Here is an 18278-nt window from a genome sequence, read left to right as displayed (position 1 = left end):
AACAACTTTATTTGTATTTTAAGACAGGCTTGGCACTATGCTCATATACCTCTACTTTGCGCTATTTTTTGTATCCGGAATTTCAGGGCTCATATATGAATCTATTTGGTCTCAGTACTTAAAACTTTTTCTGGGACATGCAGCTTATTCACAGACCCTTGTGCTGGTTATATATATGGGTGGAATGGCTTTAGGGTCATGGATCGCCAGTATGAAAATGGTGCGCATTAAAAACCTTCTTGCCGCCTTTGCCCTGATAGAAGTTTCACTTGGAATAATGGCTTTACTGTTTCACAATGTTTTTATCACCTATTTAAGTGTGTCTTTTGATCATATAATTCCTTCTCTCAATTCATCCTTTCTTATTTCTGTTTATAAGTGGATTACAGCATCGCTGATAATTCTTCCCCAGTCCATTCTTCTGGGTGCCACATTTCCTTTTATGGCAGCGGGTATAGTACGTCGTTTTCCCGGGCTTAGTGGTTATAAAATATCGGTAATATATTTTGTGAATACACTTGGAGCTTCACTTGGGGTATTGTGGAGCGGCTTTTTCCTGGTTGAACGGTACGGACTCAGAGGCGCGATCGTCACCGGTGGAATCCTTGATATTTTTGTCGGGCTGATGGTTTTCTACTTATGCCGAAAAAGTGTAAAAAGTACAGAAATGGTCGAAAAACCTGAAAAAGGTATAAATGAGGATGTACCGTTTGAAATACCTTCACTTAACGCAAAAAAAGGGTATTATATACCCTTACTTTTGATCTCAAGTCTTACTGCTACAGCATCATTTATCTACGAAATAGGTTGGATCAGGATGCTAAGCCTGGTACTTGGCAGCTCAACTCATGCTTTTGAGCTCATGCTCAGTGCCTTTATTCTTGGTATAGCTCTGGGAAGTTTCTTTGTAAGAAATAGAATCGATAGGATTAAAAATGTCCCCAGGTTTTTGGGAATAGTGCAAATAATTATGGGGAGCTCAGCTTTGATGACCATATTTGTTTATGGTAACATGTTTGAGTTTATGCAGTTTACAATGAATGCTCTTGAAAGAAATGAACAGGGATATCTATTGTATAATATCATCTCTCATTTTATCTGCATGGCTATAATGCTGCCTTCAACCATTTGCGCAGGAATGGTGATCCCACTTATTACTCATATCCTCTACAAAAAGGGTTTTGGCGAGCAGGCTATCGGAAAAGTGTACTCATTAAATACTTTTGGTGGTATTGTGGGGATAGTGCTTGCGGTGTGGATTTTAATGCCACTTTTTGGTCTTAAGTTGATGATCTCCATTGGTGGAACGTTGGATATTGCTATAGGGCTGCTTATTCTGTATACGTTTGCCGAAACCAGGTTTAGCAATCTTAAGACCGCAGTTTCACCTGTGTGTGTAGTGATAGTGTTTGTCACTCTTGCATTTGGTCACATCGATCCGGTACTAATGGCTTCAGGTGTTTTTAGATATGGCAGCATATCCAGAAACAAAGACATCCTATCCCACAGAGATGGAAGAACTGCATCGGTTTCCCTGTTTAGAACTGCATCAAACTATGTTCTCTCAACAAACGGTAAACCAGATGCAAGTATAGGCATAGAGAGTCACAGCAGTGATGAGTATACGATGGCTATGCTGGGTGTTATTCCCATGACCGTTGTTGAAAATGCGAAAAATGCCGCGGTTATCGGACTTGGTGCGGGAATGACCAGCCATTTTCTGCTCTACGACCAGCAGTATGAACAGGTTGATGTGATTGAGATCGAACCAGAGATGGTACGAGCTGCACGTAGAATGGGGGAAAGGGTCGCCAATACCTTTACCGATGAGCGGTGTGAAATTCATATAGAAGACGCGAAGAGCTTTTTTGCCGCACGAAATAAAAAGTACGATATCATTATATCTGAGCCATCTAATCCCTGGGTAAGCGGAGTATCGGGACTTTTTTCACGTGAGTTTTTCAAACACATAAAAAACTATATCAATGAAGACGGAATCCTGGTACAGTGGTTTCATAAGTATGAATGTGATATCTCGATTATTACCTCAATTCTAAAAGCCATGAATGAAAGTTTCCCTAACTACGATCTGTATGCTACAGGAAGTGATTATATCATAGTAGCCAGCCCCGACCCTGAAGCAGATATAAGTGTAAAAAGGGATGTATTTGAAATCGATGGACTTGCTCAAAGCTTACAATCAATGGGTTTTAAATCGATCGATGATATAAGACTGATTCGATTTGCTGGTCACAAAGTCATGGATCCGCTGATCCAATCGTATCCTTATATGGCAAATTCCGATTTTCACCCCTTTGTTGATCTTTACGCAGTGAAACACAGGTATATGGGAAGCCATGTAGAGGAGTTGGATCACATTAGAAATGCCATAGTGCCGGTTAGGAAATATATTGAATGGGATACAAGTTATATTGATTTCGAGCTTTACAGAAACTTTCCTGATGTGAATAACCTAAGAGAAATATATAACGCAAAAGATCTATACAGCTCACTTGTTTATGGGTCGGATTTCATTGTCACCACTGTAAATGATTATACTTCAGATATCCAAATGCTTGATCTTGCTTACTCTAACCCCGAAGTAACTACTTTTACTCAGATTCAAAACTCTGTGGTTTCTATTCTGGAGAAAACACTGCCCTATCTTTCGGTTTCCGAGATGCGTGCTTTGTGGGATGTAATAGAGGAAAAGATCTCAAAATTAAAACTGACGCCTCAGGAGCAAACATGGGTTGATCTTTTACAGGCATTGTGCTACTATGATATGGAGGCTTTGAATGAAGCAGCACGTATTTTGATCCCCACCGGAACAATCGCTGATACCTATAGTAGCAGGATCCTGCTCGCTTCTCTTTTTATATCCTCACATTTAATACAAGATTACCATGGGGTCGAAGAAGCCTGGAGTCGCTTTCAAAACAGAAATAACGCTAACGTGGTGGTGAGACTTGCCAGGGAGGTCGCTCTTTTGGGCATGGAAGAGAACCAATAAGATACTGCTAAAAAAAAACAGCATTGGTTAACTCTGATTCCAGTCCCATCGCTTCTCAACAGCCTCGCGGTGAAGATGGACTATATCCTTATTTCTAAAAAGAAAAATCAAACCAAGTCCACTTACAAAGCCCCCAACATGGGCCCAAAATGCTACTCCACCACCACCGCCATCACCACTGAGAGCCGGAAGTGCACTTAAAAACTGTATTATAAACCAGTAACCAAGAAGCAGATATGCAGGAATTTTAATTTTGGTGATAAAAAAGCCAAGAAACACAAGCATATGCACTGGAGCTTTGGGATAAAGCACAGCATACGCTCCCATAACTCCGCTTATCGCCCCCGATGCTCCTACCATTGGCACCGGACTCTCGATGTGGGTAAAAATCTGCAACAAAGAAGCCGCAAATCCACATAACAGATAAAAAAACAGAAACCGAACTCTTCCCATCGAATCTTCTATATTGTCTCCAAATACATACAAAAACCACATATTACCAATCAGATGAAGCCATCCCCCATGAAGAAACATTGAGGTAAAGAGTGTAATCCATTTCGATTCGCCAATAACACACATGGCATTTCTGGAAATGGGAACTCGGGTACCCTCCTGCACCGTCCCCAGAAGCTCACCTGGAATGGCACCAAACTCACACACCGAGCGACTCAAAGCCGGTTCTGACCCCATCCCCTGAAAAAACACCCATACGACCACATTCAGAGCAATGATTATAAAGGTAATCATTGAAGTACGAAACGTAGGATTTTCATCTCTGAGAGGAAACATAGATTTTACTCTGTGGTTTAGTTTTAAACAGTTAAATACATTACCACAAATAGTGAGTATCAAAAACCGTGCACATTCATTTTGGGGCTTAGTTAATGGGGGATGGAAGCGGTGAGCAAAAAACCGACCTTGAATCACCTTCGGTTGTTAAACCTTATACTATCGTCCAAACGGGGCGAGAACTGTTTCTGTGGTATAAAAAAAGGCCCTGCCTTATTTTGACAGAGCCTTAAACAGAGAAGAATATGTACTCAATTAAGCAAGAATTGCACTCAGGTCCTCTTCAACAGTACTGATTGGCTTAATATTAAACTGCTCAACCAGGAAGTTGAGGATATTGGGGGTAATGAAAGCCGGAAGGCTTGGTCCAATCCTTATCCCCTTTATACCAAGAGCAAGGAGAGAAAGAAGTATAACTACTGCTTTTTGCTCATACCAGGAGAGAATAAGTGACAGTGGAAGTTCATTAACACCTACACCAAATGCCTCGGCGAGAGCCTGAGCAATCTTTACAGCAGAGTAGGCGTCATTACACTGTCCAACATCGAGAAGACGTGGGATGCCGCCAATAGTACCGAAATCAAGATGATTAAAACGAAATTTACCACATGCAAGTGTAAGGATAACGCAGTCCTTGGGTATTTCTTGTGCAAGGTCGGTATAGTAGTTACGTCCGGGTTTGGCTCCATCACAACCACCAACTAAAAAGAAATGCCGGATATCACCACCCTTAACACCTTCAATTACCTTGTCAGCAACACCTAAAACCGCATTTCTACCAAAACCGGTCATCAGCGAATGTCCCTCTTTTTCAGGTAATCCACCAAGAGATTTGGCCTTTTCGATTATCTGTTTGAAATCATGTTTGCCAACGTGTTTAATATTGGGCCAGGCCACAAGTCCGGTTGTGAAAACCTGGTCAGCATACCCTGCCAGCGGCTTTTGAATACAGTTGGTGGTGAAAAGGAATGCTGCAGGAACACCATCAAACTCTTTTTGCTGATTTTGCCATGCTGTTCCAAAATGACCAGCCAGATGTTTGTACTTGCGAAGTTCGGGATATCCGTGAGCCGGGAGCATTTCGCCATGAGTATACACGTTTACACCGGTACCTTCAGTTTGCTTGAGAAGTTCTTCCAGATCAAGAAGATCATGACCGGTGACAACAATTGCAGGGCCCTTTTTCCATGAGGTCGAAACAGAAGTTGGCTCTGGATGACCATATCTGGTAGTATGTGCTTCATCTAAGATTTCCATTGCTTTAATATTAACTTCACCACATTTCATATTGAGCGCAACAAGATTTTCCAACTCAGGCTCTTTTTCATTGAGGTAGGAGAGGGCTTCGTGGAAAAAGGCAAAGATAGAATCATCGGTTTTTCCAAGTATCTGAGCATGATCTGCATACGCTGCCATTCCCTTTAATCCATATGTAAGCAGCTGCTGAACAGAGCGAATGTCTTCATTGTGGTGAGTTGAGGGGATTCCGTGCTCGGCGCCCTGAGACATAAGTTCCACATCGGTGTTGGCAAGTGTGAACCTGGCTGATTCAGGAACAGATGAAAGGTCTGAATCAACATGCTCTTTGTACAGAGTTAATAGTTGCTCGCGCATCGTGCCACCCTGGCGTATAACTGCTGAGAGACTTTCTGAATCAAAATTAACGTTGGTTACAGTAGTAAACAGTGCCTCAACTGTGTACTGATCTGCATCACTAACTTTTATGCCTTTTGTGCGAAGACTGTTGGCTAGGAATCCAATGCCCTTTAGTTGATAGACAATCAGATCCTGTAGTGATGCAGCTTGCGGCTGTTTTCCACAAACACCAGCTTTGTCACATCCGGTACCCTTTGCAGCCTGTTCGCATTGAAAACAAAACATACTCATATTCTCCTCCGACTTGTTGAATGATAAAAGGTTTTTAAATTTGCTGAAAAAACTGTCTTTTGTTTTTGTGTCCACTCTATACCCACTCTTCCTTTAAAATTTCACCTTGTATTCCTACCACAACAGCCTTTATAGGAACTTTCCTTTCAGCCTTCTCTGTTGCTGCCTTAGCTACTCTTAAAAGACCACTGCAACAAGGGACCTGCATAATCATAACTGTGAGTGTGTTAATCTTAGCATCATCTATAAGAGACGCGAGTTTTTCTACATACATCTCCTGTCCATCATCGAGTTTTGGGCAGGCAATAGTCAATTTTTTATCTTTGAGGTAATCTTTATGAAAATCACCCATAGAAAAAGCTACACAGTCTGCTGCAAGAAGAAGATCGGCATTTTTGTAATGCGGTGCAGCTGGTGATATAAGGTGAAGCTGAATGGGCCAATGAGTAAGATGTGAATCACGGCTTCCGCTTTCCTCTTTTGCTTTCTGCTCTGCAGAGAAATTCATTGCCCTTGATCCTGGGCAGCCGCCACCGGAATTACTGTTCATTTTTTTCTCCTCTCCATCGATCTCTTCTAAATCGATGTCTATGTTATTTTCTTTCAAATATTCAATCGCCTGACGATAGTATTGCATTTCATTATGATCTTTCATGTGTTTTATATGAGCCTTTATTACTGCTGGTCCTTGCTCAACGATGTTTTCCATCACTTTGCGCTCATCATAGGGCTCAGCTTCACGCTCTTCTATAGATATTGCATCCAGAGGACAATGGCCCAGACAGGCTCCCAGTCCATCACAGAAGAGATCTCCAAGTAGCCTTGCCTTACCATCAATAATCTGTATTGCTCCTTCGGCACAGTTAGGGACACATAATCCACATCCGTTACACTTTTCCTGATCGATGTTTACGACTTTTCTTTTCATGATCTACCCTTTCATTTTGGAACTGCCCCGTTGCTCTTTTTATAAATATGCGTTTATCTGGCTCTAAAAAAATTGATCTGCATCAAGAAAAGTGCATTTTTCATGTGAACAAGCAAAAATCTTCCCTGTTGGAGCCCTGAAAGCACAAAAAAAGAACTTATTTCTGCTGTTTTTATACACGTTATTTATATTGGAAGTTATTACGAGGTGATTTTGCTGCAAGAAAACCGAGAGTCGAGGTTAAATTTTGGATATTTATGCATTTATCGATAGATCTGCCTTTTTTCAGGGTGTTAGCAAAAGCAGCAAAGAGCAGCTTGCAGATATATGCATACCCAAAAAGATTGTGAAAAAAGAGGTACTGTTTCGGGAAGGTGACAAGGGTTACGGGTTTTACCTTTTAGCAAGTGGGTCTGTTGGTCTTTACAAAAGCACTCCTGATGGCAGAGAGATTGTGATAAAGATTATTCAACCCGGTGAGCCTTTTGCAGAAGTGGTTCTTTTTGAGCAGGATACATATCCAGTTACTGCAACAACTCTAATGGATGGGGTGTTGTTTATAATACCTAAGCAACAATTCTATCTTCTGTTGGAAAAGAAAGATTTCAGAAATGATTTCATTGCCATGCTCATGCGCAAGCAACGATATCTTGCTGAGAGAATACGTTTCCTTACTATGCATGATGTTGAAGAGCGCTTTTTTATGTTCATAGAAGAACACTATGGTATGAAAAACAGAATTGCTGTAGGAATGTCAAAGAAAAGCCTTGCTGCTGCAATCGGTGCCACTCCAGAAACGTACTCCCGGCTTCTTGCAAGGCTAAACAAGGAGGGGAAAATACAGCTTGAGGGACCACAAATTACTATAGTTGAAGGGTTTTGGGATAAGTGGCGAAAAAGAAACGAATAGAAGACCGTTTGACATTTCTATGAGTAGGTTTTAAATTAAATAAGCTAAAGCTGTTTATATCGAGTGATCAACCGTATACGGGGGAAAAGATGGTAAGAGGATTAAGGGCCTCGACAGGAATATTTTTTGGAATTGTTTTAGCGCTTAATGTGCTTCTGCTTGGGTGCATAAACCCGGTCAATGAGCCTTTGGAATGGTTGTCTGCTTTTGATCTGCCCATCACAAACAAAAAATATTTTGTGGAAGATCAGGTGCTTGCAAGATATGACAGTGAAAAGGTAAGACTTATAACAGAAGATAGTACGCTGGCTTTCTCCATAGAAAGAGATGATAGTGCAGATTTTGAGATAACTCAGGACAGACCTGAACCGAAAAGGTATAAAGAGATTCTGGGACCACTTACGCTCTCTGATTGGTTAAAAGTAGAAACTGGATTTTCTCGTTCGGAAGCAGTTGTAGAAGATACAAATATAAATATGGGACCTAAACGATCGCCGATTCCGGCTGTGGAGAGTATATTGTTCCATGAAAACAGTAACGATCTAAATGTCAGAGTATACAATAATTTTACAACTGAGCTTAGTAATGTGTATGTCGGGCTTGGAGATTTGGGACAGCAACATCTTGGGACAATCGCTCAGGGTTCACACGGCACTGTACAGTTTGATGTGGCCGGACAGGAGATGCTATCAGAAATCGAAATAACTCTACAGGCTCAAACTGCTGAAGACAGTTTGTTTGGAGAAGGGGTAGTGGTAGAATTTGATTTTGATGGTCTTTTAGCATCTAAGTATTCAGGAAATGACCAACTGCTTAAAAACTACTCCCAGACTTTTTCCTTTGATTACAGAATCACTGATGACATCTTCATGGAATATATTGATGTACATTCTGGAACGTTCAATTACCTTTTTGATAATAGCACAGATCTGAATTTACAAATTGATGGACACCATCAAAACTTGTGGTTAACAGAGTACAGTAATGATAATGACCTTTTTTCACTTACAGATCTAAAAGACCGGGCTTTGGACAGTACATTCCACAGAGGGAAACTTGCCGCAGCAACCATTAACTCCCGTGCAAAGGGAGAAATAGAAAGCATTGATGTATCCGGGATAAGGATGTTTCCACATTGGGATACTCTGGCAGGTGCAACTATGACTTCCATTGAATACGGAGTTTCTTTTGCAAGCGAAAATCGCAGAGTTGATGTAAGTGAGGGCGATACACTTATATTTGAGATTTTAGCCCCTTCCCTTATTTATCAGGAATTTGGGGCCAAAGTAATGAATTCACCAGAACCCATATTAGACACTCAGTTTATTGAAATCTCTATGCCACCCCTGAGCGAAAATAGTGACTCTCTTGTAGGCAGGTTAATACTAACTGATGTATCATCACTGGCACAGATTAGTCCTTCAATGACTGAAAGAACCTTTATCGATACTCTAAATGTCACCTTTTCTGTATTTGACCCTAAAAGCCCTGATGTGGTAAGCTATACTGAAACCAAACTGTACTCTGTAAGAAGTGAAGAAACATATACACGGGAAATTGATTTAACAGATGTAGCAAATCAGTTTCCGGATACCGCAGCAGTAATTGTCGGTATAAGTATGCCGGAGGGGACTCGGCTTCGTAACGTAAACAATGTTAATGAAGTTGCATGGGATGAAAACCTGGCAGGAAAAGTTGAGATAGCGACTGAACTGAAATACAGCATTGATGCATTACTAAAATGGAAAGTAATTGATGAGTTTGCAATTGATCTGGGGACTGATACATTCTCTGTACCTGCTGCCATGAGAGCTTTTAGAAAAATGGAGCAAAGAGAGGCTGAATTTGAGACGAGTTTAGAAAATAATACCAATCTGAGTGCCCAACTGTTTGCTATTTTGGCACCGCAGGAAAAGCTACCTGAACTGGACAGTCTCAGTAACAATGAAGTAAGTGAATTGGTTGCAGATTCTGAATTGGCTTACTCCAGGGGATTTGTGAATCTTTTAGGTGAGCAGGGTATCTATTTGCCCCCAAGGAGCCAAAGCAGTTCTTTTTCAATCACTCTTAGTGATAAACAACTTGAGCGAATGTTACAGTCTGACACCTGTTCTGTAAGGTGGCAGAAAATTTTTAAGAAACAAACACCTGCTGATGCAATTCATGTGGAAGATTACATTCATATAAATTCATGGATTTATCTAAGAGGCGTTAACAATAGTGACTCATTAATAATCTGGTGAGCTGGAAAATCAATAAAGGTAAAGTGATGAGTATTCACAAAAAAATTCTACTAGTTTTCCTTTTTAGTTTTACAATTTTTGCATCAATCGACAACAATCCCCGAAGTGTGGGAAATACCCAGAGCAGAAATGTTTCAGGTGTTGCCATTGATGCCTCATACCATAACCCGGCTTTGCTTGCTATATCCCGCCCACCTAACGGCGGGGTATCTCTTGGCAATGTCGGAGTCACTTTGTGGAGTGATGTTTTATCCCTTTCGCCATTCAATGAATACTGGGTGGATAATCGTAGAGGAATCTCTCAGCTCAAATCTACAATCTTTAAAAACAGCTTTGGTATCGATAGTGATATGGGGCCTGAAAAAGTCAGTGAGTTGCTTACAAGAGGCTTAAAAAATGGCTTCACTGTATACGGGGCTGCTGAAACGAACCTGTTTTCATTTGCACATAGACGCTTTGCGTTTGATGTTTCTACGCGCCTGGAGGAAGAGCTTACAATCCCGGGTGGCCCACTTATGCTCATTTATTCAGCAACTGATGGAGTAAGAAAAGGTAATGAGCTTGATTTTTCCGGTATTAATCAGCATACTTCCTGGCTCACAGAGTTTTCTTTTCAGTTTGGTTTACCAGTGTCGCTACCACGAATTCATGATCTTTTAAAACTGGATTGTGCCGCTTTGGGTTTTGGCGTGAGATACATCATGGGGCATTCTTTACTTTTGGCTGAGTCTTCAGACGATAGTCGTATTTTTGTAGATTCAGCTTCATCGGAAATTGATTTTCATGGTGATATTCATATCCAAACCACCGGGATGGGATTTAGTGGACCCTGGGATTTCAACAACCCCTTTGAAAATTCTTCTATCCCCAAAGCTTATGGACACGGGTTTGGCTTTGATTTGGGCGGAATTTTCTATAATGATAATCATTCTGTAGCCTTAGGTATTAGAGATATTGGAATGATTATGTGGGGAAGAGATGTAAAAGAAGTAACTTACAGTATAAGAAAAGAGAGTGATCTGCAAAGAGTCGTTTCAGGTGTTGAAAATCTGGGAGGAGACGATCCTGAAGACTATATTTCAGATGGTACCGAAACTCTCGAGTCTGGGGATATGATAATAACCTATTTGCCAATGTCCTTTGATTTAGGATATTCAAGCACTTGGGATTTTACCACCAGGAGCCGTCACGATAACCCATTTAATGTTGATCATGCAACAGTGGGGGCAAACTATCAGCAACAGATTTTATTGGGTCCCGGAAGATCTTACATTCCTCGTTTGTCTCTGGGAGGTGAAATAGGGTCAATGAGAGGCTTTTTGCCTCTTCGGGTAGGATTTGTTTTTGGTGGCTCCGAACGCCTTGCATCTGCATTTGGCTTGGGGTTAAATTTCAGACATTTTTCACTCGATTTGTCCTATAAAGCTATCGGAACAGCTTACTTTAACCCCGAACGGGGAAGTGAAATCGCTGGCGGGTTAACAATTAACTGGGGACATAGAAAAGAGTGTTGTGTACCTGAACCTCTACCCGCTCCTGAGCCGCTACCGGAGCCAAGGCCTGCCCCGCAACCAGAACCAGAGATGGAGTCGGGACCTGAAGTTCTACCTGAACCGGAACCAGAAGCTGTACCGGAGCCAGAGCCGGAACCAGAACCCGAACCGGAGCCTGAAATAGAAGAGTTTGTCATGCCAACCGAGCAGGAAACCGAAGAGTTAAATACAAACTTGAGAAATGTTAATTTCAAAACTAATAGCTCTGAGTTGGTTTCAGCTTCATTTGCTGGTCTTGATTATATTGCTGATTTCCTTATCGAATATCCACATTTACGTTATGAAATACAGGGACACACCGATTCCCGTGGAGCAGCAGAGTACAATTTACTGCTTTCAGCTGCACGTGCTATGTCTGTTAAAGAGTATCTAATGTCAAAAGGTGTACCTGAGTCAAATATTGTAGCAATCGGCTATGGATTAGAAAAACCAATTGCAGATAACAACACAGCCGAAGGAAGAGCTCTAAACCGAAGAGTCGAGTTTAACTTAATAGAGTCACAAAGAGAGTTTGATGAGTTAAGGATAGAGGAGACTGTACTCAAAAAGAGAGTTAGAGCTGCTAATATTCGATAAGCTACTTGTGCATGGGCCGGGGATTATTTTTCCCGGCTTCATTATCCCTAACTTATTTCTATTTTTTATAAGGCTAGTTTAGATCATCCACCATGGAATGGCTGTAACTGTTTCACTGAGGGCCTGAGGTCGCTGGCAGCGACATACCACATAACCACGGGATGCATTGGGAGTATCTTTGATAAATGAGTTTAGATGTCTTGCATCACTAACTGAAGGTGATTTGGTCCATTTGACTTCTACAGGTATCGTTTGATCGTTCAGAGCTATAATGTAGTCTATTTCCATACCACTCTTCGCACGTAGGTAGTATAATTTACCCTCTTGCAGGTACTGTAATCTTTTCCATAACTCTAAACCGACCCAGTGTTCAAAAACAGGGCCTGGGTTTGCTGCCACTAAATTATCTCCCGGTATCAGACCGGCTGCAGCATGCCGTAAGCCTAAATCCACAAAGAAAAATTTGGGTGTTGAGAGGAGCGCTTTTCTGGTGCTTCCGGTATATCCTGGTATCGAAAATCCCACAAAAATATCCTCCAGAAGCTGATAGTGTGATTTTATGGTTGTAATAGATATACCCGTTTCCCGTGACATTGCAGAGTAGTTGATTATTTCTCCGGAGTAAGAGGCCGCAAGGCGAAGGAAATTTATAAAAGCATTCCAGTCCCTGATTGTTGCTTCACGACGAATCTCCTCTTCAAGGTAAATACTGGCATAAGATCTGAGTATAGCGGTACGATCTTCATGAGGCAAACATATTACACCAGGTAAATCACCGAATGCGAGTCTTTCTTCAATGTCTGTAGCGGGAAAAAGTGGCTCATGTGGTTCTTTATGCCATTGAAACGGTACAATGTAGGAGTGAGTTGGATTGTTTATGGCTGGTCGTTCACAAAGTACCAGTGGATAGAGGTGATGTTTCACAGAACGCCCGGGAAGCAGATTCGATCCGGTGGATCGTAGCTTTCTGGCAGAACTACCACATAAAACAAATCTCCAGCGAGTTTTATCAGTATCATAGAGAGCCTGAATTGCATCAAAAATAGAAGGAACAGTTTGGGCTTCATCAACCACTACCAGTAAAGGTTTACCATTAAAGGGCAAGCTTTTGCATTCCCTGGCAAAAACTCCCGGATCTAGAATATGACGATTCCTCTCCTCAGGGTCTGCAAGGTTATACCATAGAGAACAGTGCGATGTAAGATGTTTTAGAATGCTGGTTTTGCCTGTTTGCCGGGCGCCAAACAGAATGTGAACATAAGGTTTTTTAAGAAGTGAATCCATACTCTTTAAAAACCAGCGGGCGCAGAAACTATCATTCATTGTTAGAATTCCAGATAACGTTGTAGTACTGTGTGACTATTTTATACTAAAATAACAAAAAAGTCAGACTAATTTAACACAAATATCAAAAAAGTCAGACTAATTTAACACAAATAGCAAAAAAGTCAGACTAATTTAACACAAATAGCAAAAAAGTCAGACTAATTTAACACAAATAGCAAAAAAGTCAGACTAATTTAACACAAATAGCAAAAAAGTCAGACTATTTTAACACAAATAGCAAAAAAGTCAGACATATCAAAAAAGTCAGACTATTTTAATACAAATATCAAAAAAGTCAGACTATTTTAATACAAATATCAAAAAACTCAGACTATTTTAATACAAATATCAAAAAAGTCAGACTAATTTAATACAAATATCAAAAAAGTCAGACTAATTTAACACAAATAGCAAAAAAGTCAGACTAATTTAACACAAATAGCAAAAAAGTCAGACTATTTTAACACAAATAGCAAAAAAGTCAGACTATTTTAACGCAAATAGCAAAAAAGTCAGACTATTTTAACGCAAATAGCAAAAAAGTCAGACTATTTTAACGCAAATAGCAAAAAAGTCAGACTATTTTATCCACGCTGAGGTATGTGGTCCAAGGTGTAATTTTTGCTCATCACTATCGTACCGTATTTACCCACAAATGAGGAGGAAGAGATGAGGATTCTATTGATAGGAGCTGGACCAATGGGCTCTCTTTTGGCTGCAAAGCTTATTGAAGCTAAAAACGATGTTACTGTAATGGCTCGGGGACAGAGACTGCAGGATTTAAGAGATTTCGGGATAATCATAAGAAATACCAAAAACTGTGAAGAAATTCACAGTAACATTAAAACGGTTTCAAGTTTTGCGCCTGATGATGACTATGAGCTTGTAATTATAGTTATGCGCAAAAATCAAGCACTGCAACTTCTTCCTACGCTTGCTGCAAATAGAAGAGTCAAAACCTTTCTTTTTATGATGAATAATGTGTTGGGAGCAGTGCCCTTTGCTGATGCTCTTGGAAGTGAAAGAGTAATGGTGGGGTTTCCGCTACCGGGAGGAAGGAGAGAAGGTCATGTGATTAGAGTAATTTCGGGTACCGATAAATTTAAATGGACTATCCCTGTGGGTGAGATTGATGGATGCATAAGAAATCGTACAAAAAAAGTAGCTGATGTTCTTGGGAAAATGCCAGGGTATAAAGTTGAGGTAAGAAAGGATATGGACGCATGGCTCAAAACTCATGTAGCACTTTTAATTCCGGGGCTTGTTGGTGCAATTTATGCCACAGGCACCGATGCTAAGCGATTGGCGAACACGCGTGATGCTCTTGTTCTTGCATCAAGGGCGACTAAAGAGGCTTTTAAGGCATTGCAGAAAAAAGGGATCACAATTGCACCTTCACTTTTAAAGGTAGTTCCTTTTATCCCCGAACCGCTTTTTGTTCTGCTCTTAAAAAAGGCGGCTACGACAAAAATTATGGAAATTAGTGGAATCGGTCATACAACTGCTGCAAAAGATGAGATGAAGATGCTAATAGATGAGTTTATGGAGCTTATAAGGGGTGTGGATACAAAAATAACTTCTATTGAGATGCTCTATCCATATTTCAAAAGCGAACAAGAACCTATGCCTTATGGTAGTCATAAAATTGGGGTGCGCTGGGGAGAGTTGTATCTGGTTGTGGGAGTGTTAGTATTTATTTATAGCTTTCTGAGGCCTAAAAGAAGAAAGTGCCGGTGTCTTTGTTGTGGATGTAAGTAGCGTTTTGTTCTGTCTTTAGAGGGGGTGAGGTTACTGTAATAGTGGCTCTGTTTGGTGTATTTAGCTATATTATAAGACTTACTGAGTGCATTGAATCGTTTTAAATAAATTATAGAGGAGCTACTATGAAAAAGAGACCACTTTGTTTGATACTGAGAGATGGATGGGGAAGGGGTAAACATGACCAGGGAGACGCCATTTTTGCAGCCAACACCCCGTACACCGATACTTATGAGAAGGAAAACCCTACAACTTTGGTTGAAACAAGTGGGCTCAGTGCTGGACTTCCGGAGGGATACCAGGGAAACAGTGAGGTGGGGCATCTTAATATAGGGGCTGGGCGGACAATTTATCAGAGTCTGACCAAGATTGATAAAAGTGTTTCTGATGGTACTTTTTATACTAATTCTGCTTTTTTGAAAGCAATTGATCATGCAAAAGAGAAGGATGGAGCACTTCACCTAATTGGTCTCATTCAGGAAGAGGGAGTACATGCTGTTACCCGCCACTGTGTAGCGCTTCTTGAACTTTGTAAGGAAAAGGGATTGGAAAATGTGGTGATACACGCAATTACCGATGGTCGTGATACACCGCCCAAATCAGCTCAGAAACACATGGAGTTACTCCAAAAGGGAGTTGAAAAAGCAGGTGTGGGAAGAGTCGCTACTGTCATTGGAAGGTATTTTGCAATGGACCGGGACAATCGCTGGGATCGAACCGAACTTGCTTATCGTGCCATAATGGATGGTAAGGGGACCAATGTATCTGACTGGCGTGAAGCAATTGATCAGGCGTATAAGGCTGGAGAAACGGATGAATTCATTAAACCCAGGGTTATTGATTATAAGGGGTTAAAGGAAAATGATTCGGTTATATTTTTTAACTTTCGTTTCGATCGTACAAGGCAGCTTACAAAGTCAATGGTAGAGCCATCATTTGCTGAATTCTCTGTTGATCGGCAGGTGAAATGTTTTATCGCAATGACCCATTACTATGATAACGGTAATTTCATGGAAGCCTTTCCTGAAATGGAGAATAAAAACATTTTAGGTGAGGTACTCTCAAGCAGTGGAATGAAACAGTTACGTTGTGCAGAGACTGAAAAGTATGCTCACGTAACCTTCTTTTTCAATGGTCAGCGCAACGATCCTTTTCCTAAGGAGGATAGAATACTGGTAAATAGTCCTAAAGTGGCTACCTATGACTTGCAGCCTGAAATGAGCGCTTTTGAGGTTAGGGACAAACTGGTTGAAGCAATAAAAAGCAATCAGCACGATGTGGTTATCTGCAATTTTGCAAACTGTGACATGGTAGGACATACCGGAATAAAAGAAGCTATCATTAAGGCGGTTGAAACAATTGACACTTGTGTTCATGATGTAGTGGAAGCTGCACTCTCTATGGGAGGAGCTTGCATTCTCGCTGCTGACCATGGCAATGCTGAGCAAATAGTTCTTGAGGATGGTTCTCCTATGACTTCTCACACTACTAATCCTGTACCGCTTACTATCGTTGGTTACGGAGATTTAAAGCTGCGTGAGGGAGGAAAACTCTCCGATATCGCTCCCACAATGCTTGAAATGCTTGGTATTGAGAAACCGGTCGAAATGGATGGTACTTCAATTTTACTTCCGGGACAAATATGAAAATTGCTCTGTGTCAGTTAAACCCTTTGGTTGGTGATCTGGAGGGAAATGCTTCAATTATAGAGAAGGTGCTTGAGGATACAGCACCTTCAAAACCTGATCTTATTATCTTTTCTGAAATGTTTATTCAGGGGTACCCACCAAGAGATCTTCTTGAGAAGAGGTGGTTTATACGGGATTGTTACTCCATTTTGGATAGAATTGTTCACTTCTCCCGTAACTATCCAAACACCGGAATAGTAACCGGTACAGTATTGGAGTCACCAATCTCACCGGGTAAGGGCCTCTTGAATTGTGCCGTTCTTATACATAATGGTAAGATACTATTTACTCAAGCCAAATCACTTCTTCCAACGTACGATGTTTTTGATGAAAGCAGGTACTTCGATTCGGCAGACGAAATTAGTACCTATTGCTTTAAAGGTGAAAATCTTGGTATCTGTATATGTGAAGATGCCTGGAATGATTCCGGACTTTTTCAACCGAAGCTCTATAAGAGAAATCCCGTTGCAGAACTTGCAGATAAAAAAGCTTCTGTTATTATAAATATTTCCGCATCCCCTTTTTATATTGGTAAAGAAGAATTACGCAGTTCTGTTATGAAAAAACACGCCTCAACGCACAAAATACCCTTTATTTTTCTTAATCAGGTTGGGGGTAATGATGAATTGATATTTGATGGTAACAGTATGTTTTTCGACAATGCTGGTGACTTATGTAAAAAATTAGCTGCATTCAATGAACATGTCGAGATTATTGATACAGAAAATACTTGTAAGTCCTCTGCGCTTCCTAGACTTGATACCATTAAATCGGTGCACAATGCACTAACACTTGGTCTGCGGGATTATGTTAGAAAGTGTGGTTTTAGCAAAGTTTTGATTGGGCTTTCGGGAGGAATTGATTCTGCTGTTACCTGTGCCTTGGCTGTAAATGCTTTGGGAGCGGGGAATGTATGGGGAATTGCTCTACCTTCAAGGTACTCTTCAGAGGGTAGCATAAAAGATGCAGAGGAACTTGCAAATAACCTTGGAATAGAATTCAGCACGATTGGTATTGAAGAAATATTTACGTCCTTTCTTAAAGCACTTGATCCATTCTTTGCAGGCACAAATCCAGGTTTGGCAGAAGAAAATCTTCAGGCCCGTATACGTGGAACCCTTCTTATGGCACTTTCAAATAAATTTGGTCATATGCTACTGGCAACAGGAAATAAGAGTGAGGCATCGGTTGGTTACAGCACTCTTTATGGAGATATGAACGGTGGACTGAGTGTGATATCCGATTTGCCCAAAGATATGGTTTGTAAACTTGCGAACCAGATAAATTGTGACGGGGAGGTGATACCGCAGTCAACAATTTCAAAAGCTCCGTCTGCAGAGCTCAGGCCAGACCAAAAAGATGAAGATTCGTTACCCCCCTATCCATTACTCGATTCTATTCTTCACAAATTAATTGAAGATGGTATGGCAACCAGGGAGATTGCAGAACAGGGGGTAGATCAAGATACAGTATCCTGGATTGCGAAGGCGGTATCCAAAAATGAGTATAAAAGAAGGCAGGCGCCACCGGGATTAAAAATTACACCAAAGGCATTTGGATCAGGAAGACGATTCCCAATTGCTTCAAACTATAAGTGGTGATTTGGT

At 40.9% G+C, this 18278-nt stretch carries 11 protein-coding genes; 7 read left to right on the top strand and 4 right to left on the bottom strand.

Going from position 1 to position 18278, the window contains the following annotated elements; translation table 11 throughout:
• The first annotated feature begins 37 nt into the window (after nt 1-37).
• The gene (locus tag QA601_05115; protein ID MDG5814446.1) at nt 38-3013 is read left to right on the top strand and encodes a fused MFS/spermidine synthase; all 2976 of its coding nucleotides are present in this window, start codon (nt 38-40) and stop codon (nt 3011-3013) included.
• Nucleotides 3014-3040: 27 nt separating this feature from the next.
• On the opposite strand, the gene QA601_05110 is transcribed toward QA601_05115, so the two are convergent.
• The 3 genes from QA601_05110 to QA601_05100 form a co-directional block, all read right to left on the bottom strand.
• On the bottom strand, nt 3041-3802 hold the full coding sequence (locus QA601_05110) for a rhomboid family intramembrane serine protease (protein ID MDG5814445.1): 762 nt from the start codon (nt 3800-3802) through the stop codon (nt 3041-3043).
• A 255-nt stretch (nt 3803-4057) separates the two neighbouring features.
• Entirely contained in the window at nt 4058-5683 is a 1626-nt protein-coding gene (hcp, locus tag QA601_05105) for a hydroxylamine reductase (GenBank protein MDG5814444.1), read from the bottom strand.
• Nucleotides 5684-5765: 82 nt separating this feature from the next.
• A complete protein-coding gene (locus QA601_05100) occupies nt 5766-6617 on the bottom strand; it encodes a 4Fe-4S binding protein (GenBank protein ID MDG5814443.1) in 852 nt (283 codons plus the stop codon).
• Between the two features lie 247 nt (nt 6618-6864).
• Here QA601_05100 and QA601_05095 point away from each other — a divergent pair, with 247 nt between their 5' ends.
• From QA601_05095 to QA601_05085, 3 genes are all read left to right on the top strand, one after another.
• Entirely contained in the window at nt 6865-7527 is a 663-nt protein-coding gene (locus tag QA601_05095; protein MDG5814442.1) for a Crp/Fnr family transcriptional regulator, read from the top strand.
• A gap of 89 nt (nt 7528-7616) precedes the next feature.
• Nucleotides 7617-9770 (top strand): hypothetical protein, encoded by a 2154-nt coding sequence (locus QA601_05090; protein ID MDG5814441.1) that lies wholly within the window; start codon nt 7617-7619, stop codon nt 9768-9770.
• Nucleotides 9771-9796: 26 nt separating this feature from the next.
• On the top strand, nt 9797-11899 hold the full coding sequence (locus QA601_05085; protein ID MDG5814440.1) for a DUF5723 family protein: 2103 nt from the start codon (nt 9797-9799) through the stop codon (nt 11897-11899).
• Nucleotides 11900-11977: 78 nt separating this feature from the next.
• Here QA601_05085 and QA601_05080 read toward each other — a convergent pair whose 3' ends face one another.
• The gene (locus QA601_05080; protein MDG5814439.1) at nt 11978-13222 is read right to left on the bottom strand and encodes an ATP-binding protein; all 1245 of its coding nucleotides are present in this window, start codon (nt 13220-13222) and stop codon (nt 11978-11980) included.
• Between the two features lie 672 nt (nt 13223-13894).
• Here QA601_05080 and QA601_05075 point away from each other — a divergent pair.
• The 3 genes from QA601_05075 (at nt 13895) to QA601_05065 (ending at nt 18272) form a co-directional block, all read left to right on the top strand.
• Complete coding sequence (locus QA601_05075) at nt 13895-14983, top strand: 2-dehydropantoate 2-reductase N-terminal domain-containing protein (protein MDG5814438.1); 1089 nt, start codon at nt 13895-13897, stop codon at nt 14981-14983.
• Nucleotides 14984-15108: 125 nt separating this feature from the next.
• Nucleotides 15109-16629, top strand: coding sequence for a 2,3-bisphosphoglycerate-independent phosphoglycerate mutase (gene gpmI / locus QA601_05070; GenBank protein ID MDG5814437.1), 1521 nt, complete (start codon nt 15109-15111; stop codon nt 16627-16629).
• Nucleotides 16626-18272 (top strand): NAD+ synthase, encoded by a 1647-nt coding sequence (locus QA601_05065; protein ID MDG5814436.1) that lies wholly within the window; start codon nt 16626-16628, stop codon nt 18270-18272. Before gpmI ends, QA601_05065 begins: the two co-directional genes overlap by 4 nt.
• Nucleotides 18273-18278: the final 6 nt, after the last annotated feature.

Source organism: Chitinispirillales bacterium ANBcel5 (genome assembly GCA_029688955.1).
In the GTDB taxonomy this organism is placed as follows: Bacteria; Fibrobacterota; Chitinivibrionia; order Chitinivibrionales; family Chitinispirillaceae; genus Cellulosispirillum; species Cellulosispirillum alkaliphilum.
This window is presented reverse-complemented; position numbering and strand designations above follow the sequence as displayed.